This window comes from Streptomyces sp. NBC_00846 (genome assembly GCF_045207325.1).
GTDB lineage: Bacteria > Actinomycetota > Actinomycetes > Streptomycetales > Streptomycetaceae > Streptomyces.
This window is the reverse complement of record NZ_CP108847.1, coordinates 131443-156473: the sequence shown is the minus strand read 5'-3', so window position 1 is coordinate 156473 and position 25031 is coordinate 131443. Positions and strand designations below refer to the sequence as shown.

Genomic DNA, 25031 nt, shown 5'->3' with positions numbered 1-25031 from the left:
GGGAGGCTGACCAGCCCCTATGTGCCTTGCGGGACTCTCCGGGACACGGCCGGCGAACCGTGGCGGGGCCGGACGCCCCCGGCGGGGGCGGGGCCGCACGCGGCGGGGACCGTGCGGCTGGCGGCCCCGGGAGGCGGCCGACGGGTGCGCGACCAGGAACATCCCCCTCCGCGCGCGGAGTTCTAGGGGTACTCGGTAGGGGCGTGGTGCCGTATAGGGTCCACCCGCGGCGGCGTCTGTTCACCCCCCTCAATTCCCGCCGCACCCGGCCCGACCGAGCCCACGCGGCCGGTGCCGCTGCCACAGGAAGGAAAACAACACGTGACGGAGCAGCACGCCGAGAAACCGGAATTCGGCTCCGGCAGCGAGCCGCCCGCGCTGCGGCTGACCGGCCTGCACAAGGAGTTCGGTGACAATGTCGCCGTCCGGCAAGTCGATCTGACCGTCTCCCGGGGTTCCTTCTTCGGCCTCGTCGGACCCAACGGCGCCGGCAAGACGACGGCCCTGTCCATGGCCGTCGGCCTGCTGCGCCCGGACGGCGGCCGCTGCGAGGTCTTCGGCGTCGACGTCTGGTCCGACCCGGTCCGGGCCAAGACACTGCTGGGTGTGCTGCCCGACGGCCTGTCGATGCCGGAGCGGCTCACCGGCCGTGAACTGCTGACGTTCACCGGCCAGCTGCGCGGCATCGAACCCGCCGAGCTCACCCGGCGGGTCGACGAGCTGCTGGAGGTCATGCAGCTCACCGAGGCCGAACGCACCCTGGTCGTCGACTACTCCACCGGAATGCGCAAGAAGATCGGACTCGCCACCGCGCTGCTGCACCGGCCGCGGCTGCTGGTGCTGGACGAGCCGTTCGAGGCGGTCGACCCGGTCTCGGCCGTGGCACTCAAGACGATCCTGCAGCGCTTCGTCGCGTCCGGCGGATCGGCCGTCCTGTCCAGCCATGTCATGCCGCTGGTCGAGCAGCTCTGCGACACGGTCGCCGTCATGGCCGGCGGCGACGTGGTGGCCGCCGGGACGCTGGACGAGGTACGCGGCGACAGCACACTCGAGGAGGCCTTCGTCCGTCTCGTCGGGGCCGAGGCGAAGACGGGAGAGGGCCTGTCATGGCTGGCGTCCTGATTCGGATGAAGTTGCGGCTCATCCGCAACTCCATGACCGGCGGCAAGGCCGTCTGGATGGTCACCGGCGCGATCCTGGGCCTGATGTTCGCCGCGGCCACCGTCGCCCTGGCGTTCGTCCGGCTCGACACCCCGGGACTGGTCTCCGACCTGCTCGCCGTGACGTTCCTGATCTGGACCCTCGGCTGGATGGTCGGTCCGCTGTGGGGCGGCTCGGCAGTCCTCCGCAACGACCACTTCGCGCTGCTGCCGCTGCCCCGCCGCGGCCTCGCCCTCGGACTGCTCGCGGCCGCCTTCGTCGGCATCACCACCGTGGTGACGGCCCTGGCGTTCCTCGGCCTCGTCGTCCACGGCATCCGCTCCGGCCTGGGACCGGCCCTGGTGTCGGTCCCGGCCGCCGCCGCGCAACTGGTGTTCGTGGTCCTGCTGTCGAGGGTCACCCACGCCCTGTTCGGGGCGGTCGCCGGCTCCCGGTTCGGTGCCTTCGTGACCGGCCTGCTGTTCGCGGCGATGCTGGTGCTCACCCAGTCCGGCTGGATGCTCGTGGTGGCCGTCGTCGCGTCCCGGGTGACCGAGACCGGGTTCTCCGGCTTCGTGTCGACCGCGATCCGTTCCGTCCCGTCCGGGTGGGGCGTGGCCGCCGTCGACGCCGCCGACAGCGGCGACTGGTGGCAGTCGCTCGGCGCCCTGGCCGGACTCGTCGCCCTGTGCGTTCTGCTGCTGGCCGTCTGGAGCCGCACCCTCGGCCAGGCCCGGTACGGCCGCTCCGTCGTCCGCGGGAGCGCACGCCGGGCCGCCCCCGCGCGCGGCGCTCTCTCCGGCGCGACCGGGGCCGTGGTCCGCAAGGAACTGCGGACCTGGCTGCGCGACCCGCAGCGCGTCACCATGGCGGTCACGCCGCTGGCCTGGGCCCTGGGGACGGCACTGCTGCCGCTCACCTTCGACACCGGCCTGCTGCTGCCCTGGGCGGGCCCGGCACTTCCGGTGATGGTCGTCGCGACCGCCTACAACCTGTACAGCCAGGACGGGACGAGCCTGTGGCTCACCCTCACCACGGGCAGCCAGCGCGCCGACGTCCGCGGCCGGCAGTGGGCGTGCCTGCTGCTGTTCGGCCCGCTGACCGTCGCGGTGACGGTCGTATGCACCGCGGCGAGCGGGTACTCCTGGACCTGGCCGTGGGTCGCCGCCCTCGTCCCGGCCCTGCTCGGCGGCGGTATCGGCCTGATGTCGTACGCGTCGGTCACGGCCCTCGTGCCCGGCCCGGACGCCCACAAGCGGCCCGACAGCCCCCTCGACCGGGCCGACACGACCGGGCCCTCCAACGCGCTGTTCTTCGTCGCCCTCCTGCCCGCCGTGCCGGCGGCCGGCGTCGTCACCCTCGGCACCGTCCTCGACAACTCCCTCGTCGGCTGGCTCGGCGCCCCGGTCGGTGTGGCCACCGGTGTCCTGCTCGCCCTCCGGCTGGGGCGGGTCGCCGCCGACCGGCTCACCGCACACGGCCCCGAACTGCTCCTCCTGATGCGGACCGGACGCCCCGCGACCCCGGGAACGGCGGGCGCGGCGACGCGCGTCAAGCCGCAGCTCACCCGGCGCCAGGAAGTGGTCACGCTCCTGTCCTGGGTGTTCGGCAGCCTGGCGCTCTTCCCGCAGGGCCTGGTGCCCCTGATCTTCCTGCTCGCCGACGTCGACGTGAAGGTCTGGTTCCTGGCCCTCTACACACCCGACCCCTGGTCCTGGGCGGTCGCACTGGTCATGATCGCCGTCGGCGTCACGCTGTTCATCCGGGCCGTCCGCCTCTCGACCGGCCGGGCCGGCGGCAAGCCGGCGGCACCCCAGGAGAACGGTGGAGAGGCCACGGACCCGTCCCACAGCCGTCACCCGGAATGCGAATCCACCTGACCCACCCCGACCACGGCACCACTCCGGTATTCCGTCCCTCCGACATTCCCACCCGTCCGACACGCCACCTGTCCGGCATTCCACCCGTCCGACATGCCACCCTTGGCGTTCCACGCGCGCGGCATTCCCTCATTCCCTCGATCCGACCCCCTCCCACTTCACCTTTCACCGTTCGACCATTTCCAGGTCCGGCCGTTCCGACGCTCCGTCATTTCGCCGTTCCCCTTTTCGCTCCCCCGTTCCACCGCTCGTTCCGCGTTCTCCGGGAATTCATCTCCCGGGGACATTGAGGGGTCGATTAGGGGTTGCCGTATCAGTGCTTTGATCTCCTAATTTGATCCTGGTCTCCGTTCTCCGCAGCTCTGGGCTGCTGGGTCGCAGAGGGCTGTTGGGTTCAGGCTTGACATTTCTACCCACTGCCCCGGAAGTAAGGTGGATTCGGGTGGAGAATGAAGAGAAGTACGTCGATTACCTGAAGCGCGTAATGACCGATCTCCGCCATACGCGCAGGCGCCTGCAGGCGGCACAGGACCGGGAAAACGAGCCGATCGCCATCATCGCGATGGGCTGCCGTCTGCCCGGGGACGTACGCTCTCCCTCCGACCTGTGGCGACTGGTCAGCACCGGCGGGGACGGCATCACACCGTTCCCCTCCGACCGCGGCTGGTCCTCCCTCCTGCCGGCCGGCGTGACGGCCATGGGCGGCTTCGTCCACGACGCCACCGACTTCGACCCCGGCCTGTTCGGCATCTCGCCGCGCGAGGCCGTCGCCATGGACCCGCAGCAGCGCCTCCTGCTGGAGACCGCCTGGGAGACCTTCGAGACGGCCGGGGTCGACCCACGTTCGCTGAAGGGGCGCGGTGTCGGAGTTTTCGCCGGAGCGGCCACCTCCGGCTACGGCGACGCCCCTCTGCCCGGTGCCGGCGAGGCGTTCCGCGGCACGGGGAACGCGACCAGTGTCGCGTCTGGCCGCGTCTCCTACGCCTTCGGCCTCGAAGGCCCCGCCGTCACCATCGACACCGCCTGCTCCTCCTCGCTGGTCGCCCTCCACCTGGCAGGCCTCGCGCTGCGGGCGGGCGACTGCGACATGGCACTGGCCGGCGGTGTCACGGTCATGGTCGGCCCCGGCATGTTCGTCGAGTTCGACCGTCAGGACGGCCTCGCCGGCGACGGACGCTGCAAGTCGTTCGGGCAGGCCGCGGACGGCACGGGCTGGGGCGAAGGCGTCGGCCTGCTGCTGCTGGAGCGACTGTCGGACGCCCGGCGCAACGGACACCAGGTGCTGGCGGTCGTGCGCGGCAGCGCCATCAACCAGGACGGCGCGTCGAACGGTCTGACGGCACCCAACGGGCCGTCGCAGCAGCGGGTCATCCGCCAGGCCCTCGCCAACGCCCGGCTCACCGGCGCCGACATCGACGCGGTGGAGGCGCACGGGACGGGCACCCGGCTGGGTGACCCGATCGAGGCGCAGGCGCTGCTGGCGACCTACGGCCAGGACCGCGACGAGTCCCGTCCGTTGTGGCTCGGGTCGGTGAAGTCGAACATCGGTCACACCCAGTCCGCGGCAGGTGTCGCGGGTGTCATCAAGATGGTCATGGCCATGCAACACGGTGTGCTGCCGGCGACGCTGCACGCCGATGAACCGTCGACGGAGATCGACTGGTCGGTCGGTGCGGTCGAACTGCTGACGGAGGCACGTCCCTGGCCCGTGACGGACCGCCCGCGGCGCGTGGGCGTGTCCTCGTTCGGCATCAGCGGTACCAACGCGCACGTGATTCTGGAGCAGGCACCGGAGTCGGAGCCCGTGTCCGATTCGGCGTCGGAATCGGAGCCCGCCGAGCCGGCTTCGGTGCCGCTTGGTTCGGTGTCGCTCGGTTCGACATCTTCCAACTCTGTATCGACCGGTTCGGTCTCCCCGGCTTCGGTTCCGGGTGTGTCGGCGTGGGTGGTGTCGGCGAAGTCCGAGGCCGCGTTGCGGGCGCAGGTGGAGCGGCTGACCTCGTTCGTCGCGGAGCGGCCGGAGCTGGACCCGGTGGACGTGGGCTGGTCGCTGGCGACGACGCGGGCTGCGTTGGAGCATCGTGCGGTGGTCGTGGGGGAGGGCCGGGAGGAGTTGCTGGCCGGGCTGTCCGTGGCCACGTCGGCCGTTACGGGTGCCGGTGGTGTGGTGTTCGTTTTCCCGGGTCAGGGCTCGCAGTGGGTGGGCATGGCGCGGGAGTTGTGGGATGCCTCGCCGGTGTTCCGGGAGCGGCTGGCCGAGTGCGAGACGGCGCTCGCCCCGTACGTCGACTGGTCGCTGACCGATGTGTTGTTGCGGGACGGGGACCTGGACCGGGTGGATGTGGTCCAGCCGGTGCTGTGGGCGGTGATGGTATCCCTGGCGGAGGTGTGGCGTTCGGCGGGTGTGGTGCCGTCCGCGGTGGTGGGTCATTCGCAGGGTGAGATCGCCGCGGCGTGTGTGACGGGCAGGTTGTCGCTCGACGATGCCGCACGTGCGGTGGCCCTGCGGGCGCAGGCGCTGGTGGCCGTGTCCGGCAAGGACGGCGCGATCTCCCTGACGGCGGGGCGGGACACCGTCGAAGACCTGGTCTCGGCCTGGCCTGACCGTCTGTTCGTGGCCGCGGTGAACGGCCCCTCCTCCACCGTGGTCTCCGGCGACACCGAGGCCCTCGACGAGCTCGCCGCCGTATGCGAACAGCGGGGCATCCGCGCCCGCCGCGTTGCGATAAACTTCGCGGCCCACTCACCGCGGATGAGGCAACTGCGGGAGCGGATCCTGACCGACCTGGCCGGGCTGTCTCCGGTCTCCGGCGCGATTCCCATGATCTCCACCCTGACCGGCGAGGCGATCGAAGACGGACTGGACGCCCAGTACTGGTTCGACAATCTCTGCTCCACGGTCCAGTTCGAAGGCGCTGTCCGGACCCTGCTGGAACAGGGCACGCGCACGTTCATCGAGATCAGCCCTCATCCCGTGCTCACCATGGGCATCGAGCAAACCATCGACGCGACCGGGGCCGAGGCCACCGCACTGGGCACCCTGCGACGGGGCGAGGCCGGGGTGCGCCGTGTCCTGAGCTCCCTCGGCGAGGCGTGGAAGGCGGGTGTCGACGTCAACTGGCGGGCGGTGCTCACCGGCCGCCATGTCGCTTTGCCGACCTACGCGTTCCAGCATGAGCGGTACTGGCTGGATGTCCCGTCGTTGCCGGTTCAGGCTGCGGGCGGGGTGGTGGACCCGGTCGAGTCGCGGTTCTGGGATGCCGTGGAGCGTGGTGACCTCGATGAACTCGCGGGCACGCTCCAGCTGTCGGAGGCCCCGCAGTTGCTGGGGTCGGTGGTTCCGGCGCTGGCGTCGTGGCGCCGGGAGCGGCGGCAGCGGTCCGTGATCGACACCTGGCGCTACCAGGTCGCCTGGAGGCCGCTCACCGGTCTCCCGACGACCGCCGCGCTGTCGGGTACCTGGCTGGTGGTGGGCGACAGTGCTGCGGACTTGGCTGGGGCGTTGACCGGCGCGGGTGCCGTAGTGGCGGGCCTGTCGGTGGATGAGGTCGTGGACCGTGCGGGCTTGGCCGGGGCGGTCGCTGCCGTGCCGGATGTGTGCGGTGTGGTGCTGGCGGCTGGCGCGGGGACGGCCGACCGCACTGCTGATGTGGTGGCGGATGAACTCACCCGGGTGACGGTGCTGTTGCAGGCGCTGGGTGATGCCGGGGTGGACGCGCCGTTGTGGGTGCTCACGCGGGGTGCGGTCGCTGTCGGTGCGTCGGACCGGGTGCTGGATCCGGTGCAGGCCGCGGTGTGGGGTCTGGGCCGGGTCGCGGCGCTGGAGTTCCCGCAGCGCTGGGGCGGCATGATCGACCTGCCCGAGACCCTGGACACGAAGGCGTCCGGCCGCCTCGCGGCCGTCCTGACCACCGGTGACGGTGAGGACCAGACCGCCGTGCGTGGCTCCGGTGTCTACGCCCGGCGTTTGGTCCGGGCAGCGGCGACTGATGCGGCGGGCGAGGGATGGCAGCCCTCAGGAACCGTGCTGGTCACGGGTGGTACCGGGGCGCTGGGCGCTGAGGTTGCGCGGTGGCTGGCGGGTCGGGGTGTGCCGCATCTGGTGCTGACCAGCCGCCGAGGGACCGCCCCGGACGGCCTGGTCGAGGAGCTGGCAGCGCTCGGGTCCCGGGTCACCGTGGCCGCGTGCGATGTCGCCGACCGGGATGCGCTCGCCGAGGTCATCGCCGCTGTTCCGGCAGATGCTCCGCTCACCGGTGTGGTGCATGCGGCCGGTGTCGGAGACACGCAGATGCTGGAGGCCGCCGACCGGGACACCACGGCCGCGGTGATCGGCGCGAAGATCGACGGGGTCGCACACCTGGAGGCCCTGACCACCCACCTTCCGCTCGACCTGTTCGTCGTCTTCTCTTCCGGCGCCGCAGTGTGGGGTGGTGCGGGTCAGGGCGCCTACGCCGCGGCGAACGCGTTCCTCGACGCCTGGGCGGCCGAGCGCCGTGAACGCGGCCTGTCCGCCACGTCCGTGGCCTGGGGCCCCTGGGACGGTGCCGGTATGGCCGTCCAGGGTGAGACCCAGCAGCTCCTGCGCCGACGCGGCATGGCCCCGATGAACCCCGAACTCGCCATGCGCACCCTCGCGGCAGCCGTCGACGCCGGGGAGTCGGGACTGACCGTCGCCGACATCGACTGGCCCACGTTCACAGCCTCGTTCACCGCCATCCGCCCCAGCCGACTCCTCGCCAACCTCCCCGAAGCCACCACCCCGGACACGTCGTCATCGTTCGAGGAGGACGGCGGAGCAGCCGACCTGCGGCAGCAGCTCGCAGGGACAGCGGCCGCGCAGCGCCGGCAGGTGGTGCTGGACGTCGTGCGCACCCACGCCGCGGCCGTCCTCGGGCACGCGGACGGGGAGTCCGTGGAAGCCGGCCGGGCCTTCCGCGACCTCGGATTCGACTCCCTGATGGCAGTCGAGGTCCGCAACCGTCTCCAGTCGGTCACCGGACTCAGGCTGCCGGCCACCCTCGTCTTCGACCACCCCACACCCCTCGTCCTGACCGACTTCCTCCTCACCGAACTCTCCGACATCGCACCCGGCACAGCGTCGCAGGCCCGGGCGGTGGCAGCCGCCGGCGGCGTCGACGAGCCGATCGCCATCGTCGGCATGGCCTGCCGCTTCCCCGGCTCGGTGACCTCGGCCCAGTCCCTGTGGGACCTGGTCGCAAACGCGGGCGACGCGGTGGGGCCGTTCCCCACCGACCGTGGCTGGCCCGCGGGCATCGCCGGCCGGGGCGCGTTCCTCGACCACGCCGACGAGTTCGACGCCGACCTGTTCGGCATCAGCCCCCGAGAAGCCCTCGCCATGGACCCCCAGCAACGACTGCTGCTGGAAACCACGTGGGAGGCCTTCGAAGCGGCGGGAGTTGATCCCCGCTCACTCGCAGGCACCGCCACAGGCGTGTTCGTCGGCGGCACCACCTCCGGCTACGGCACCGGAACCCAGATCCCCCAAGGCGCCGAAGGACACCTGCTCACCGGCAACGCCACCAGCGTCATGTCCGGACGGGTGTCCTACGCCTTCGGGCTGGAGGGCCCGGCGGTGACGGTGGACACCGCGTGTTCGTCGTCGCTTGTCGCCCTGCACCTGGCGGCGCAGGCCCTGCGGACGGGCGAGTGCGACATGGCGCTCGCCGGCGGCGTGACCGTCATGGCCAACCCCGGCGTGTTCGGCGAGTTCGACCGTCAGGGCGGGCTGGCCTCCGACGGCCGGTGCAAGTCGTTCGCCGATTCCTCCGACGGCATGGGCTGGGGCGAAGGCGTCGGCCTGCTGCTGGTGGAGCGACTGTCGGACGCCCAACGCAACGGGCACAAGATCCTCGCTGTCGTGCGGGGCAGCGCCGTCAACCAGGACGGCGCCAGCAACGGCCTGTCGGCGCCGAACGGGCCCTCGCAGCAGCGGGTCATCAGCCAGGCGCTGGCCAACGCCGACCTGACCGGTGCGGACATCGACGTGGTCGAGGCCCATGGCACCGGCACGCGGCTCGGCGACCCGATCGAGGCCCAGGCGCTGCTGGCGACCTACGGCCAAGACCGCGCCGGTCACGAGCCTTTGTGGATCGGCTCGGTCAAGTCCAACATCGCCCACACCCAGGCCGCCGCCGGCGTCGCCGGCGTCATCAAGATGGTCATGGCCCTGCGCCACGGCCTGATGCCCGCAACCCTCCACATCGACGAACCGTCGACCCAGGTCGACTGGACCGCCGGCGGGGTCGAACTCCTCACCGAGCAGCGCGCGTGGCCTGCGGTGGACCGTCCGCGCCGCGCTGCGGTCTCCTCGTTCGGCATCAGCGGAACCAACGCCCACATCATCCTCGAACAGGCACCCGCGCCCGAGCCGGTGGCAGTCGCCGAACCGTCGGCAACGCGCCCCGGACCGGTGCCGTGGCTCGTCTCGGCCAAGTCCGACACCGCCCTACGCGCACAGATCGCAAGCCTGCGAGCCTTCGTCGCCGAACAGCCCGAACTGGACCCGGTCGACGTGGCCTGGTCGCTCGCCACCACGCGGACCGCACTGGAGCACCGTGCGGTGCTCCACGGCGACACGACACTCGCCACCAGTGTCGTGGCCGCAGGAAAGACCGCGTTCCTGTTCACGGGGCAGGGTTCGCAGCGTGCGGGTATGGGGCTGGGGCTGTACGAGGCGTTCCCGGTGTTCGCGGAGGCGTTCGACGCGGTGTGCGCGCGGATGGACGTCCGGCTGGAGCGCCCGCTGCGGGAGGTTCTGACCGACGGCGTCGACCTGGACCGGACCGGCTGGGCGCAGGCGGGGCTGTTCGCCCTTGAGGTGGCGCTGTTCCGGCTGGTGGAGTCCTGGGGTGTCACCCCGGATGTGCTGCTGGGGCACTCGCTGGGTGAGATCAGCGCCGCGCATGTCGCGGGGATCCTCGACCTGGACGATGCGTGTGTGCTGGTGGCGGAGCGGGGCCGGCTGATGCAGGCGCTGCCCGCGGGTGGCGGCATGCTCGCTGTCCGGGCGACGGAGGCCGAGGTCGTCGGCTCCGGCCTGGACGTCGCGGCCGTCAACGGCCCGAACTCCGTCGTCCTGTCGGGCGCGGTCGAGGCTGTCGAGCGGTATGCCGCCGCATGCGCGGAGCGTGGCCTGCGGGTCCGGGTGCTGTCGGTGTCGCACGCGTTCCACTCGGCGCTGATGGAGCCGATGCTGGACGAGTTCGCGGCGGTGCTTGCCGGTTTGACCTTCCACCCGGCGCAGATCCCGGTGGTCTCGAACCTGACGGGTGCGGTGGCCGAGCGGGGTGCCATGCAGGACCCGGGGTACTGGCTGCGTCAGGTGCGGCAGGCGGTGCGGTTCGCGGACGGTGTGGCGGCGCTCGACGCGATGGGCGTGACGCGGTATGTGGAGCTGGGTCCGGACGGTGTGCTGTCGGGCATGGCCCAGGAGACCGTCAGCGACGCCGAGTTCATCCCTGTGCTGCGCAAGGACCGGGACGAGGCCGGCAGTGCGCTGACCGCGGCCGGTCGTCTGTGGGCCTGTGGTGTCGAGGTCGGCTGGTCTGTGGTGTTCGCCGGTTGGGGCGGTCGGGTGGTGGATCTGCCGACGTATGCCTTCCAGCGGGAGCGGTTCTGGCCGGAGCTGTCGGCGGTGGCCGCTGCGGGCGGTGGTGGGGATCTGGTCGATGCCGCGTTCTGGGACGCGGTGGAACGCGAGGACCTGTCCGAGCTCGCCGGTCTGGAGTCGGCCCTGCCGGCTCTGGCGGAGTGGCGGCGGCGTCACCGGGAGCGTTCGACGCTCGGCTCGTGGCGTTACCGCGTCATGTGGAAGCCGCTCGACGGCCTGCCGCAGGCGGGAGTGCTGTCGGGGGTGTGGGCGGTTGTCGGCGCCGAGGATCCGGCGGTGTCCGCGGCCCTGTCGGCGGCGGGTGCGACGGTGGTCAGCGTTCCGGCCGGTGAGGTGCCGGGACTGCCCGACCTGGCGGGTGTCGTCCTGGCCCCGTCGGGGTGGGTGGAGACACTGTCCGTGGTCCAGGCACTGGCCGGGGTGAACGCACCGTTGTGGGTGCTGACCCGGGGCGCGGTGTCGGTGGGCGGCTCGGACCGGCTGACTGATCCGGACCTGGCGGCGGTGTGGGGCATGGGCCGGGTCGCGGCGCTGGAGCTGCCGCAGCGCTGGGGCGGTCTCGTTGACCTGCCCGAGGTCCTGGACGAGCGGGCGGGTGCCCGCCTCGCCGGCATCCTGGCCGGTGGTGGTGAGGATCAGGTCGCGATCCGCGGGGCGGGTGTGTACGGCCGTCGTGTGGCGCGTGCGGTGCCGGCCGTGGTGGTCGGTGAGGGCTGGCGGCCGTCGGGGACCGTGCTCGTCACCGGTGGCACCGGTGGTCTGGGTGCCGAGGTCGCGCGCTGGCTCGCGGGCCGGGGTGTGCCGCATCTGCTGCTGACCAGCCGCGGCGGTGCCGCGCCCGAGGGTCTGGTCGAGGAGCTGTCCGGGCTGGGGGCGCAGGTCACGGTCACGGCCTGCGACGTCGCCGACCGCGACGCCCTCGCCACCGTCCTCGCCGACGTGCCCGCCGACCTGCCGCTGACCGGCATCGTCCACGCGGCCGGGGTCGACGTCCCGCAATGGCTTGAGGCAGCCACCCCGGAAGCGTTCGACGCCGTACTGCGGGCCAAGGTCGACGGCACGAGATACCTCGACGAGCTGACCGCAGATCTGCCGCTCGACCTGTTCGTGGTGTTTTCCTCGATCGCCGCGACCTGGGGCAGCGGCGGCCAGGCCGCCTACGCGGCCGGCAACGCCTTCCTCGACGCCTGGATCCAACACCGCCACGACCGCGGACTCCCCGGCACATCCGTGGCCTGGGGCCCCTGGGCCGGAGCCGGCATGGCGGTCCAGGACGAGACCGAACAGGCACTGCGCCGACGCGGGTTGCTGCCGATGGACCCGGCCCTCTCGATCCGGGCCCTGGCAGCGGCGGTGGACGGCCAGGAAACCTGCGTGACCGTCACCGACACTGACTGGTCGGTGTTCTCCCCGGCGTTCACCTCGTCCCGTCCCAGCGCCTTGTTCTCCGAGCTTCCGGAAGCTGCGGAGGCGCTCGCAGGCACGCCGGACGGTGGTGCCGCGCAGGGACTGCGGCAGCGACTCCTGGACGTCCCTGCCGGGGAACGGGCCCGATTCGTGCTGGATCTGGTGCGTGAGCGGGCCGCCGCGGTGCTCGGGCACACGGGTGCGGACGCGGTCGAGCCCGGGCGGGCGTTCCGCGATCTGGGCTTCGACTCGCTGATGGCGGTCGAACTGCGCAACCTGCTGACCACCGAGACCGGCCTGACGCTCCCCGCCACCCTCGTCTTCGACCACCCCAACCCGACCGCCCTCACCGACCACCTCCTGTCCCACCTGGCAGGCGACACCGCACAGAACACCCCCGCAGTCGCGGGTGCCATCCTCGACGAACCGGTCGCGATCGTGGGCATGGCCTGCCGCTACCCCGGAGGCGTCACCTCCCCGGAGGAGCTGTGGAACCTGGTAGCGGGCGGGGCGGACGGCGTCACCCCGTTCCCCGACGACCGCGGCTGGCCCACCGCCCTGCTCGATTCAAGCGCTTCGGTGGGCGGTTTCGTCCACGACGCCGACGAGTTCGACGCCGCCCTGTTCGGCATCTCACCGCGTGAAGCCCTCGCCATGGACCCCCAGCAGCGCCTCCTGCTGGAAACCGCGTGGGAAACCCTCGAAACCGCAGGCATCAACCCCCGCTCCCTGAAGGGCCACAACGTCGGCGTGTTCGCCGGCGCCTCCCCCTCCGGCTACGGCACCCAAGTCACCGGCGCCGAGGGACACCTGCTCACCGGAACCGCCAGCAGCGTCATCTCCGGCCGACTCGCCTACGTCTTCGGCCTCGAAGGCCCGGCCCTCACCATCGACACCGCCTGCTCCTCCTCCCTCGTCGCCCTCCACCTCGCCGCCCAGGCCCTGCGAACCGGCGAATGCGACATGGCCCTCGCCGGCGGCGTCACCGTCATGGTCACCCCCGGCGCATTCGCCGAGTTCGACCGCCAGGACGGCCTCGCCTCCGACGGCCGCTGCAAGTCCTTCGCCGCCGCCGCCGACGGCACCGGCTGGGCCGAAGGCGTCGGCCTCCTCCTCGTCGAACGGCTGTCCGACGCCCGCCGCAACGGCCACCACGTTCTGGCAGTCGTCCAGGGCAGCGCCATCAACCAGGACGGCGCCTCCAACGGCCTCACCGCCCCCAACGGCCCCTCCCAACAACGCGTGATCCGCCAGGCCCTCGCCAACGCCCAGCTCACCGGTGCCGATGTCGACGTCGTCGAGGCACACGGCACCGGCACCCGGCTCGGCGACCCGATCGAAGCAGGGGCCCTGCTCGCCACCTACGGCCAAGACCGCGGCGAGGCCGGCGAGCCGCTCTGGCTCGGATCCATCAAGTCCAACATCGGCCACACCCAGGCCGCCGCCGGTGTCGCCGGCATCATCAAAATGATCATGGCCATGCGCCACGGCGTGATGCCCGCCACCCTCCACGTCGACGAGCCCACACCCCAGGTCGACTGGACCACCGGCGCGGTCGAACTCCTCACCGAACAGCGTCAGTGGCCCGAGTCGGACCGGCCGCGCCGTGCCGCCATCTCCTCGTTCGGCATCAGCGGCACCAACGCCCACGTCATCCTCGAACAGCCTTCCGCCGCGGAGACCGTCAAGGTAACGGCGGTCCGTGCGACGCCACCCAGACTCATTCCCTGGGCGGTGTCGGCGAAGTCCGAGACCGCCCTGCGTGCCCAGACCGAACGACTGCGGTCCTTTGCGTCGCAGCGCCCCACCCTGGATCCGGTGGACGTCGGCTGGTCACTGGCCACCACTCGGGCTCCGCTGGAGCACCGCGCGGTGCTCCACGGCGACACGTTGCTGGCCTCCGGGCTCGCTACCGAGGGCCGAACCGCGTTCCTGTTCACCGGCCAGGGCTCGCAGCGTGCCGGTATGGGCCTGGGGCTCTACAAGGCGTTCCCCGTCTTCGCCGAAGCCTTTGATGCTGTCTGCGCCCGGCTCGACGTCCGGCTGGAGCGCCCGCTCCGGGAGGTCCTGACCGACGGCACCGACCTCGACCACACGATGTGGGCACAGGCCGGCCTCTTCGCCCTCGAAGTCGCCCTGTACCGGCTCGTCGAGTCGTGGGGGGTGAGCCCGGATGTGCTGCTCGGTCACTCGCTCGGTGAGATCAGCGCCGCCCACGTCGCGGGCATCCTCGACCTCGACGACGCCTGCACCCTGGTCGCCGAACGCGGCCGCCTGATGCAGGCCCTGCCCACGGGCGGCGGCATGCTCGCCGTCCAGGCCACCGAAGACGACGTCGCCGACTCCGGCCTCGACATCGCCGCCGTCAACGGCCCGAACTCCGTCGTCCTGTCCGGCACCGCCGAGACCATCGAGCGCTACGCCGCCTACTGCGCGGTCCGTGGCCTGCGGTTCAACGTCCTGTCGGTGTCGCACGCCTTCCACTCGGCCCTGATGCAACCAATGCTGGACGAGTTCGCGACCGTCCTGAACGGCCTGACGTACCGTGCCGCCCGCATCCCGGTGGTCTCGAACCTGACCGGAGCCGTTGCCGAACCGGGTGCCATGCAGCAGCCGGAGTACTGGCTGAACCAGGTCCGCCAGCCCGTCCGCTTCGCCGACGGCGTCGCCACCCTCCACACCATGGGCGTCACCCGCTACCTCGAACTCGGCCCCGACGGCGTCCTGTCCGGCATGGCCCAGGACACCGTCACCGAGGCCGAGTTCGTCCCCGTCCTGCGCAAGGACCGCGACGAGACCGACACCGCCCTCACCGCGATCAGCCGCCTGTGGGCCTCCGGCACCGACATCGACTGGCGCGCCGTGTTCGCCGACTGGGGCGGCCGGACGGTCGACCTGCCCACCTACCCCTTCCAGCGCGAACGCTACTGGCCGCAGCCGGGCATACTCGGCGCGGACGCGGGCGCACTGGGCATCCAGGGCGCCGAGCACGCGCTGCTCGGCTCCGTGGTGGCCCTCGCCGACGCGGACAGCGTGCTCCTCACCGGCCGTCTCTCCATGGATACTCAGCCGTGGCTGGCCGATCATGTGGTGTCGGGGCATGTGGTGGTGCCTGGGACCGCGTTGGTGGAGATGGTGCTGCGGGCGGGGCAGGAGGTCGACTGCGGTCTGTTGCGGGAGCTGGTGCTGCGGGCTCCGCTGGTGCTGCCGGAGTCCGGTGGTGTGCAGGTTCAGGTGCGGGTCGAGGGCCCGGATGCTTCGGGCGACCGGCCGCTGCATGTCCATGCCCGTGCCGAGGGCGTGGACGAATGGACGCTGCACGCGTCCGGTTCGCTGGCGGAGCAGGCTGCTTCGGGGGCGGGTTTCGAGCTGAGTGTGTGGCCTCCGCAGGGTGCGGAGGCGGTGGACGTCGACGGGTTCTACGAGGCGCTGGCGGGTGCGGGCTTCGGTTACGGTCCGGCGTTCCAGGGCGTCCAGGCGGCCTGGCGGGACGCTTCCGGTGTCTACGCCGAGGTGGCGATCGCGGAGTCGGTGGACGGGTTCGGTATCCACCCCGCCCTCTTCGACGCGGCACTGCACCCCTCCGGGCTGGTCCCGAGCGCCGACGCTGAAGCGAGTGGGCCGCGGTTGCCGTTCGCGTGGTCGGGTGTGGAGTTGTTCGCGGTCGGGGCGACCGCGCTGCGGGTGGCGATCCGTCCCGAGGGCGAAGGCTTCACGGTTCAGGCGGCGGACGGGACCGGTGCGCCGGTCGCGGTGGTCCGTTCGCTGGTGTCGCGTGCGGTGTCGGCGGAGCAGTTGTCGGCGTCCGGGAACGCGGCGGACGACGCGCTCTTCGCGGTCGAGTGGGTCGCGCTCCCGCCCGGCGGTGCTTCCGGTGAGACGGCGTGGACGGTGCTGCCGGCCGGCGACGGCCCGGTGGAGCAGGTCCTCGGCGAGGTGCTGCGTGGTGTGCAGGAGTGGCTGGCGGACGAGAGCACGTTCGGTTCGCGTCTGGCGGTCGTGACCCGGGGAGCCATGCCCGCGGGTCCTGGCCGTGCCGTGGACCCGGTGGGTGCGGCGGTATGGGGTCTGGTGCGCTCCGCGCAGTCCGAGCACCCGGACCGCATCGTGCTCGTCGACACCGACCCGGCCACCGACGACCAGCTCGACCTCGCCCTGCTCACCGGTCTCGACGAGCCGCAGGTCGCCATCCGTCAGGGTGCGCTGCTGGCGCCCCGCCTGATGCGCGCCGGACGCAGCGGACTGGTACTGCCGGACCACAACTGGCGCCTTCTGCCCGGCACCGACGGGACCCTGGAGTCCCTCCACCTTGAGGGAGCCGGCTCGCTGCCTCTGGAATCCGGCCAGGTGCGGGTCGAGATCCGTGCGGCGGGTGTGAACTTCCGGGACGTGCTCCTGGGACTGGGCATGTATCCGGAACCTGGCGTCATGGGCTCCGAGGCGGCCGGTGTCGTCGTGGAGACCGGTCCCGGTGTCGGCGACCTTGCTGTCGGTGACCGGGTGTTCGGGTTCTTCGACGGTGGGTTCGCCGACGAGGCGGTGGCGGGCCGGGAACTGCTCGTGAAGGTTCCGTCGGGCTGGACGTGGGCGCAGGCGGCAGCGGTGCCGCTGGTGTTCGCGACGGCCTGGTACGGACTGCGAGACCTGGCCCAGGTCAAGGCCGGTGAATCCGTGCTGATCCACGCGGCCGCCGGTGGTGTCGGCATGGCCGCCGTCCAACTGGCCCGTCACTGGGGCCTGGAGGTGTACGCCACCGCCAGCCCCGCCAAGTGGCCCACCGTCATCGCAGGCGGAGTCGACCCCTCACGCATCGCCTCCTCCCGCGACCTCGACTTCGAAGACCGGATCCGGACCGCGACCGGCGGCAGGGGTGTCGACGTCGTGCTGAACTCGCTTGCGGGCGAGTACGTCGACGCGTCACTGAGGCTGCTGGCCCCCGGCGGCCGGTTCGTCGAGATGGGCAAGACCGACATCCGGGCCGGCCTCGACGTCCCGTACTACCCGTTCGACCTGTCGGATGCGGGTCCCGAGGGTATGGGCCGCATCCTGACCGAGGTCGTCGCCCTGTTCGAGGCGGGTGTGCTCGCACCGCTGCCGTTGACCGTGTGGGACGTGCGTGAAGCGGTCACCGCCTGGCGGCACATGGCCCAGGCCAAGCACACCGGCAAGAACGTCCTCTCCCTCCCCGTCCGCCCCAACCCCGACGGCACCGTACTGATCACCGGCGGCACCGGAACCCTCGGCGGACTCCTCGCCCGCCACCTCGCCACCGAACACGGCGTCCGCAACCTGCTCCTGCTGTCCCGCCAGGGCCCCGACGCCCCCGGCGCAGCCGCTCTCATCGAGGAACTGGCCGAACTCGGCGCGCAGGCAAGCATCGTGGCGTGCGACGCCGCCGACCGCGACGCCCTCGCCACCGTCCTCGACGCCATCCCCACCGAGACCCCGCTCACCGGCGTCGTCCACGCCGCCGGCATCCTCGACGACGGCATCGTCACCGCGCTGACCCAGGAACGCCTGGACACCGTCCTGCGCGCCAAGGCCACCGCCGCAACCAACCTCGACGAACTCACCCGCGACACCGACCTCGCCATGTTCGTCCTCTACTCCTCCGCATCGGCAACGTTCGGCACCCCCGGACAGGCCAACTACGCCGCCGCCAACGCCTACCTCGACGCCCTCGCCACCCGCCGCCGCGCACACGGCCTGCCCGGCCTCTCCCTCGCCTGGGGCATGTGGGAACAAGCCAGCACCATGACCGGCGCACTCGCCCACACCGACCGGACCCGCGCCACCACCGCAGGCACCACCCTGTCCACCGCACAAGGACTCGCCCTCTTCGACACCGCCCTCAACCGCCCCACAGCACACCTGATACCGATCAACCTGGACCTTGCTGCCGTGCGTGCGGCCGGTGAGGTGCCCGCGCTGCTGCGCGGCCTGGTGTCGGGCCGGGTGCGGCGTGCGGTCGCACAGGAGTCCGTCGCCGGTCTGGCACTCGCCCAGCGGCTGCGGTCCGTCCCCGAGGGACAACGGCACCAGCTCCTGCTGGAGTTGGTGCGTGGCAGCGCCGCGACGGTCCTCGGCCACGGTTCGACCGACGCGGTCGGTGAGCGTCAGGCGTTCAAGGACCTGGGCTTCGACTCGCTGACCGCGGTGGAACTGCGCAATCTGCTGACCTCGTCCACCGGACTTCGGCTGCCCGCGACGCTGGTGTTCGACTACCCCACGCCGATTGCTCTCACCGATCATCTGCTGTCGCAGTTCTTCGGGGCGTGGGAGACACAGCCGGACGTCACGCGGCCCGCGCTCACCACCGGGAACGACGAGCCGATCGCGATCGTGGGGATGGCCTGCCGCTATCCCGGCGGTGTGACCTCGCCGGAGCAGTTGTGGGAGCTGGTGGCCGGCGCGACCGACGGGATGTCGCCCTTCCCGGTCAATCGCGGCTGGCCGATGAGTGCGTCCGAGGCAGCCGGGGGTGTGGGCGGGTTCGTCCATGACGCGGACGAGTTCGACGCGGCGATGTTCGGGATCTCGCCGCGTGAGGCGCTGGCGATGGACCCGCAGCAGCGGCTGCTGCTGGAGGCGGCCTGGGAGACGCTCGAGTCGGCCGGAATCGCGCCTGCGCGGGTCCGGGGAACCTCGACCGGCGTGTTCGTCGGGTCTTCGTCCTCCACCTACGGGGTGGGCATGCAGATGCCGGAGGGGGCGGACGGCCACCTGCTGACCGGCAATGCGCCGAGCGTCATCTCGGGTCGTGTCGCCTACTCCTTCGGTCTCGAAGGGCCCGCGGTGACGGTGGACACGGCGTGCTCCTCGTCGCTGGTGGCTCTGCACTGGGCTGCTCAGGCGCTGCGCACCGGCGAGTGCGACATGGCGCTGGCCGGTGGCGTGACCGTGATGGCCACCCCGGGTATGTTCGCCGAGTTCGACCGGCAGGACGGCCTCGCGTCGGACGGTCGCTGCAAGGCGTTCTCCTCGGCGGCCGACGGTACGGGCTGGTCCGAGGGCGTGGGTCTGCTGCTCGTGGAGCGGCTGTCGGACGCCGTCCGCAACGGGCACCAGGTGCTGGCGGTCGTGCGGGGCAGCGCGGTGAACCAGGACGGTGCGTCCAACGGCCTGTCGGCGCCGAACGGTCCCTCGCAGCAGCGGGTGATCCGTCAGGCGCTGGCGAATGCCCGGCTGACGGGTGCGGACGTGGATGTCGTGGAGGCGCACGGGACGGGCACCCGTCTGGGTGACCCGATCGAGGCGCAGGCGCTCCTGGCCACGTACGGCCAGGAGCGGGGCGGGACCGACGAGCCGCTGTGGCTGGGCTCGGTCAAGTCCAACATCGGCCACGCCCAGGCGGCCGCGGGTGTCGCGGGTGTGATCAAGATGGTGATGGCACTGCGGCAGGGTGTGCTGCCCGCGACGCTGCACGTCGACGAGCCGTCGCAGCATGTGGACTGGTCGGCCGGCGCGGTGGAGTTGCTGACCGAGTCCCGGGCCTGGCCCGAGGTGGAGCGTCCGCGGCGTGCGGCGGTGTCCTCGTTCGGTATCAGCGGCACCAACGCCCATGTGGTCCTGGAGCAGGCGCCGGAGCAGCAGTCCGAGTCAGAGCCTGCTTCGGTTGCGCCTGTTTCGGGTGTGTCGGCGTGGGTGGTGTCGGCGAAGTCCGAGGCCGCGCTGCGGGCTCAGGTGGAGCGGCTGGGGTCGTTCGTCGAGGAGCGGCCGGAGCTGGACCCGGCGGATGTCGGCTGGTCGCTGGCGACGACCCGGGCCGCGCTGGAACACCGCGCGGTGGTCGTGGGCGAGAGCCTGGACGAACTGCTCGCCGCCCTGCCCACAGCCGCTGCGGTCGTCGGGACCGCCGGAGTCACGTCCGCCGTTGCGGGCTCCGGCGGCGGAGTGGTGTTCGTGTACCCGGGCCAGGGCTCCCAGTGGGTGGGCATGGCACGGGAGTTGTGGGACACCTCGCCGGTCTTCCGGGAGCGGATGGCCGAGTGCGAGACGGCGCTCGCCCCGTACGTCGACTGGTCACTGACCGACGTTCTGCTGCGAGAAGAGGACCTGGACCGGGTGGACGTGGTCCAGCCTGCGCTCTGGGCGGTGATGGTCGCCCTGACCGAGGTATGGAGGGCGGCAGGAGTCGTTCCGTCCGCGGTCGTGGGTCACTCGCAGGGTGAGATCGCCGCGGCGTGCGTGACGGGCCGGTTGTCGCTCGACGACGCCGCCCGTGCGGTGGCCCTGCGGGCGCGGGTGCTGGTGAGCGTGGCCGGCAAGGACGGCATGGTCTCCCTGGCCGCCGGGCGGGACACGGTGGAAGACCTGCTGTCGTCGGCCTGGGCGGACCGGCTGTCGGTGGCCGCGGTGAACGGCCCCTCCTCCACCGTCGTCTCCGGCGACGCCGAGGCCCTCGACGAGCTCATCGCCGTATGCGAACGGCGGGACATCCGCGCCCGGCGCGTGTCCGTGAACTACGCGTCCCACTCGCCGCGGATGAAGGAACTGCGGGAGCGGATCCTGACCGACCTGGCGGGGCTGACTCCGGTCGCCGGCACGGTTCCGATGATCTCCACCCTGACCGGCGAGACGGTCGACGGCGGACTGGACGCCCGGTACTGGTTCGACAACCTCTGCTCCACGGTCGAGTTCGAAGGCGCCGTCCGGTCCCTTCTCGGTCAGGGACAGCGGACGTTCATCGAGATCAGCACCCACCCCGTACTCACGGTGGGCATCGAGGAGACGATCGACGCGACCGGGGCCGACGCCACGGCACTCGGCACCCTGCGACGCGGTGAGGGCGGCATGCGCCGCCTGCTGACCAGCCTCGGCGAGGCGTGGAAGGCGGGTGTCGACGTCAACTGGCGGGCGGTGCTCACCGGCCGCCATGTCGCTTTGCCGACCTACGCGTTCCAGCATGAGCGGTACTGGCTGGATGTCCCGTCGCTGCCGGTTCAGGCTGCGGGCGGGGTGGTGGACCCGGTCGAGTCGCGGTTCTGGGATGCCGTGGAGCGTGGTGACCTCGATGAACTCGCGGGCACGCTCCAGCTGTCGGAGGCCCCGCAGTTGCTGGGGTCGGTGGTTCCGGCGCTGGCCTCGTGGCGCCGGGAGCGCCGGCAGCGGTCCGTGATCGACACCTGGCGCTACCAGGTCGCCTGGAGGCCGCTCACCGGTCTCCCGACGACCGCCGCGCTGTCGGGTACCTGGCTGGTGGTGGGCGACAGTGCTGCGGACTTGGCCGGGGCGTTGACCGGCGCGGGTGCCGTAGTGGCGGGCCTGTCGGTGGATGAGGTCGTGGACCGTGCGGGCTTGGCCGGGGCGGTCGCTGCCGTGCCGGATGTGTGCGGTGTGGTGCTGGCGGCTGGCGCGGCTTCGGCCGACCGCACTGCTGATGTGGTGGCGGATGAACTCACCCGGGTGACGGTGCTGTTGCAGGCGCTGGGTGATGCCGGGGTGGACGCGCCGTTGTGGGTGCTCACGCGGGGTGCGGTCGCTGTCGGTGCGTCGGACCGGGTGCTGGATCCGGTGCAGGCCGCGGTGTGGGGTCTGGGCCGGGTCGCGGCGCTGGAGTTCCCGCAGCGCTGGGGCGGCATGATCGACCTGCCCGAGACCCTGGACGCGAAGGCGTCCGGCCGCCTGGCCACGATTCTCGCCGACGGTGCTGGTGCTGGTGAGGATCAGGCGGCTGTGCGTGGCTCCGGTGTCTACGCCCGGCGTTTGGTCCGGGCAGCGGCGACTGATGCGGCGGGCGAGGGATGGCAGCCCTCAGGAACCGTGCTGGTCACGGGTGGTACCGGGGCGCTGGGCGCTGAGGTTGCGCGGTGGCTGGCGGGTCGGGGTGTGCCGCATCTGGTGCTGACCAGCCGTCGCGGTGTAGCCCCGGACGGTCTGGTCGAGGAACTCGCCGCACTGGGTGCACGGGTGACGGTCGCATCCTGTGACATGACCGACCGGGATACGCTGGCCGAGGTCATCGCCGGTGTTCCGTCAGATGTTCCGCTCACGGGTGTGGTGCATGCGGCCGGTGTCGGGGATGCGCAGCTTCTGGAGGCCGCCGACCGGGACACGACCGCGGCGGTGATCGGCGCGAAGATCGACGGGGTCGCACACCTGGAGGCCCTGACCGCGGATCTTCCGCTCGACCTGTTCGTCGTTTTCTCTTCCGGCGCCGCAGTGTGGGGTGGTGCGGGTCAGGGCGCCTACGCCGCGGCGAACGCGTTCCTCGACGCCTGGGCGGCCGAGCGCCGTGAACGCGGCCTGTCCGCCATGTCCGTGGCCTGGGGTCCCTGGGACGGTGCCGGTATGGCCGTCCAGGGTGAGACCCAGCAGCTCCTGCGCCGACGCGGCATGGCCCCGATGAACCCCGAACTCGCCATGCGCACCCTCGCGGCAGCCGTCGACGTTGGGGAGTCGGGACTGACCGTCGCCGACATCGACTGGCCCACCTTTAGGGCCTCGTTCACCGCCATCCGCCCCAGCCGACTCCTCGCCAACCTGCCGGAAGCAGTCAGCGCACCGGAGGCCTCGGACGAGAATGCCGGTGCGGCCGGTCTGCGCCGGCAACTCGCAGGGACAGCGGCCGCGCAGCGCCGGCAGGTGGTGCTGGACGTCGTGCGCACCCACGCCGCGGCCGTCCTCGGGCACGCGGACGGGGAGTCCGTGGAAGCCGGCCGGGCCTTCCGCGACCTCGGATTCGACTCCCTGATGGCAGTCGAGGTCCGCAACCGTCTCCAGTCGGTCACCGGACTCAGGCTGCCGGCCACCCTCGTCTTCGACCACCCCACACCCCTCGTCCTGACCGACTTCCTGCTCACCGAACTCTCCGACATCGCCCCCGGCACAGCGTCGCAGGCCCGGGCGGTGTCGGTGGCCGTGGATGAGCCGGTTGCGATCGTCGGCATGGCCTGCCGGTTCCCCGGCTCGGTGACCTCGGCCCAGTCCCTGTGGGACCTGGTCGCCGACGCGGGCGACGCGGTGGGGCCGTTCCCCACCGACCGTGGCTGGCCCGCGGGCATCGCCGGCCGGGGCGCGTTCCTCGACCACGCCGACGAGTTCGACGCCGACCTGTTCGGCATCAGCCCCCGCGAAGCCCTCGCCATGGACCCCCAGCAACGACTGCTGCTGGAAACCACGTGGGAAGCGTTCGAGTCCGCCGCCCTCGACCCGGCCGGACTGCGCGGCTCGGCGACCGGCGTGTTCGTCGGCGGCACCACCTCCGGCTACGGCACCGGAACCCAGATCCCCCAAGGCGCCGAAGGACACCTGCTCACCGGCAACGCCACCAGCGTCATGTCCGGCCGGGTGTCCTACGCCTTCGGCCTCGAAGGCCCGGCGGTGACGGTGGACACCGCGTGTTCGTCGTCCCTGGTGGCCCTGCACCTGGCGGCGCAGGCGCTGCGGACCGGTGAATGCGACATGGCGCTCGCCGGCGGCGTGACCGTCATGGCCGACGCAAGTGTGTTCGGCGAGTTCGACCGCCAGGGCGGGCTGGCCTCCGACGGCCGGTGCAAGTCGTTCGCCGATTCCTCCGACGGCATGGGCTGGGGCGAAGGCGTCGGCCTGCTGCTGGTGGAGCGGCTCTCGGACGCCCAACGCAAGGGACACAAGATCCTCGCTGTCGTGCGGGGCAGCGCCGTCAACCAGGACGGCGCCAGCAACGGCCTGTCGGCGCCGAACGGGCCCTCGCAGCAGCGGGTCATCAGCCAGGCGCTGGCCAACGCCGACCTGACCGGTGCGGACATCGACGTGGTCGAGGCCCACGGCACCGGCACGCGGCTCGGCGACCCGATCGAGGCCCAGGCGCTGCTGGCGACCTACGGCCAAGACCGCGCCGGTCACGAGCCTTTGTGGATCGGCTCGGTCAAGTCCAACATCGCCCACACCCAGGCCGCCGCCGGCGTCGCCGGCGTCATCAAGATGGTCATGGCCCTGCGCCACGGCCTGATGCCCGCAACCCTCCACATCGACGAACCGTCGACCCAGGTCGACTGGACCGCCGGTGCGGTGGAGCTGCTCACCGAGCAGCGCGCGTGGCCTGCGGTGGACCGTCCGCGCCGCGCTGCGGTCTCCTCGTTCGGCATCAGCGGCACCAACGCCCACATCATCCTCGAACAGGCACCCGCGCCCGAGCCGGTGGCAGTCGCCGAACCGTCGGCAACGCGCCCCGGACCGGTGCCGTGGCTCGTCTCGGCCAAGTCCGACACCGCCCTACGCGCACAGATCGACAGCCTGCGAGCCTTCGTCGCCGAACAGCCCGAACTGGACCCGGTCGACGTGGCCTGGTCGCTCGCCACCACGCGGACCGCACTGGAGCACCGTGCGGTGCTCCACGGCGACACGACACTCGCCACCAGTGTCGTGACCGCAGGAAAGACCGCGTTCCTGTTCACGGGGCAGGGTTCGCAGCGGGCGGGCATGGGGCTGGGGCTCTACGAGGCGTTCCCCGTCTTCGCCGAAGCCTTCGACGCGGTGTGCGCGCGGATGGACGTCCGGCTGGAGCGCCCGCTGCGGGAGGTTCTGACCGACGGCGTCGACCTCGACCGGACGGTGTGGGCGCAGGCGGGGCTGTTCGCCCTTGAGGTGGCGCTGTTCCGGCTGGTGGAGTCCTGGGGTGTCACCCCGGATGTGCTGCTGGGGCACTCGCTGGGTGAGATCAGCGCCGCGCACGTTGCGGGGATCCTCGACCTGGACGACGCGTGCGTGCTGGTGGCCGAGCGGGGCCGGCTGATGCAGGCGCTGCCCGCGGGTGGCGGCATGCTCGCTGTCCAGGCGACGGAGGCGGATGTCGCAGACTCCGGTCTCGACGTCGCGGCCGTCAACGGCCCGAACTCCGTCGTCCTGTCGGGCGCGGTCGAGGCTGTCGAGCGGTATGCCGCCGAGTGCGCGGACCGTGGCCTGCTGTTCAACGTCCTGTCGGTGTCGCACGCCTTCCACTCGGCGCTGATGGAACCGATGCTGGACGAGTTCGCGGCCGTCCTGGAGGG

3 protein-coding genes (1 of these 3 running past the window's edge) are annotated in these 25031 nt (G+C 71.8%); all 3 read left to right on the top strand.

Annotation, left to right across the window (positions count from 1 at the left end):
* Nucleotides 1–321: 321 nt before the first annotated feature.
* The gene (locus OG936_RS38385; RefSeq protein ID WP_266753724.1) at nucleotides 322–1122 is read left to right on the top strand and encodes an ABC transporter ATP-binding protein; all 801 of its coding nucleotides are present in this window, start codon (nucleotides 322–324) and stop codon (nucleotides 1120–1122) included.
* Nucleotides 1107–3020, top strand: a complete 1914-nt coding sequence (locus tag OG936_RS38380) for a hypothetical protein (RefSeq protein ID WP_331755244.1) — start codon at nucleotides 1107–1109, stop codon at nucleotides 3018–3020. Before OG936_RS38385 ends, OG936_RS38380 begins: the two co-directional genes overlap by 16 nt.
* Nucleotides 3021–3462: 442 nt before the next feature.
* Nucleotides 3463–25031: the 5' portion of a type I polyketide synthase gene (locus tag OG936_RS38375; protein WP_331755243.1), read on the top strand. 12415 nt of this gene lie beyond the right edge of the window; 21569 of the gene's 33984 nt are visible here — the first part of the coding sequence; it begins with the start codon at nucleotides 3463–3465; the stop codon falls past the right edge of the window.

Coding starts and splice junctions, on each gene's coding strand:
- OG936_RS38380 (WP_331755244.1), top strand. CDS start 1,107: ATGGCTGGCGTCCTGATTCGGATGAAGTTGCGGCTCATCCGCAACTCC.